Source organism: Vibrio sp. Vb0598 (assembly GCF_033338935.1).
Lineage (GTDB): Bacteria > Pseudomonadota > Gammaproteobacteria > Enterobacterales > Vibrionaceae > Vibrio > Vibrio alginolyticus.
On sequence record NZ_JAWOTP010000257.1, the window covers coordinates 1 to 1,090 of the forward strand.

At 46.9% G+C, this 1,090-nt stretch carries 1 protein-coding gene and 1 pseudogene; one reads left to right on the plus strand and one right to left on the minus strand.

Annotated elements, in window-relative coordinates; translation table 11 throughout:
* Positions 1-192: pseudogene (locus R7Q38_RS24520) on the plus strand (DUF808 domain-containing protein); the annotation flags it as partial.
* An 88-nt stretch (positions 193-280) separates the two neighbouring features.
* Here R7Q38_RS24520 and pyrC read toward each other — a convergent pair.
* Positions 281-1,090 (minus strand): dihydroorotase (pyrC, locus tag R7Q38_RS24525; RefSeq protein WP_318114675.1); only part of this gene is annotated, 810 nt, incomplete at its 5' end.

The window sequence follows — 1,090 nt, forward strand, 5'->3', positions numbered from 1 at the left end:
GTCGGTGGCGGGATTGTAGTGCATAACGTGCCAGCCATTCATCACTTTGTAGAGCCGATTATTATGAACTTTAGTGGTCATTCGGTTGCTACAGCGATTCTGCCTATTTTGCTTAACGGCATTATCGGTTTTGTAGCGGGTTTGATTGTGGTTGCTGTATGGACGGTGGTAGAAAAGCTTCGCGGTAAATAATCCACATATAAAATGAAAAAGGGCCATGCTGTCTCTAATGCGGAGAACGTCATGGCCCTTTTTTATGCACGTTATTTACGTGAAGCGATTACTTCACTTTCCACTCAATTTGTTCGTTTGCACGAATAGGCACAACGATGTCGTTGCCAAATGGCATAGATTCAGGAACATCCCAAGCCGATTTTTCTAGCGTCACCGTATCTGCGTTGCGCGCAATACCGTAAAAATCAGGACCGTTGAAGCTTGCGAACGCTTCCAAGTTTTCCAGCTTGCCTTCTTTTTCAAAGACTTCTGCATAAAGTTCTAGCGCCGCGTGCGCAGTGTAAGAACCTGCACAACCGCAAGCCGATTCTTTCGCGCCTTTTGCATGCGGAGCGGAGTCGGTACCTAGGAAAAACTTCTTGCTACCACTGGTTGCGGCTTCGATTAGCGCTTGCTGGTGGGTGTTGCGCTTTAGAATCGGTAAGCAGTAGAAATGAGGCTTAATGCCACCGACAAGCATGTGATTGCGGTTGAAAAGAAGGTGGTGAGCAGTAATGGTAGCGGCAACATTATCAGACGCGTTGTTAACGAACTGTGCTGCGTCGGCGGTGGTGATATGTTCTAGAACGATTTTAAGATTAGGGAAGTCATTAACGATAGGAGCGAGGACGGTATCAAGGAATTCTTTTTCTCGGTCGAAGATATCAACGTGGTGATGAGTGACTTCTCCATGAACCAAAAGCAACATCCCGACTTCTTCCATGGCTTCGAGAACGTGGTAAATGTTCTTCGCATCGGTCACACCAGAATCTGAGTTAGTCGTTGCACCTGCTGGGTAAAGCTTCGCTGCGACAATTTTACCGGTTGCTTTTGCTGCACGAATCTCTTCTGGCGTGGTGTTATCGGTTAGGTAAAG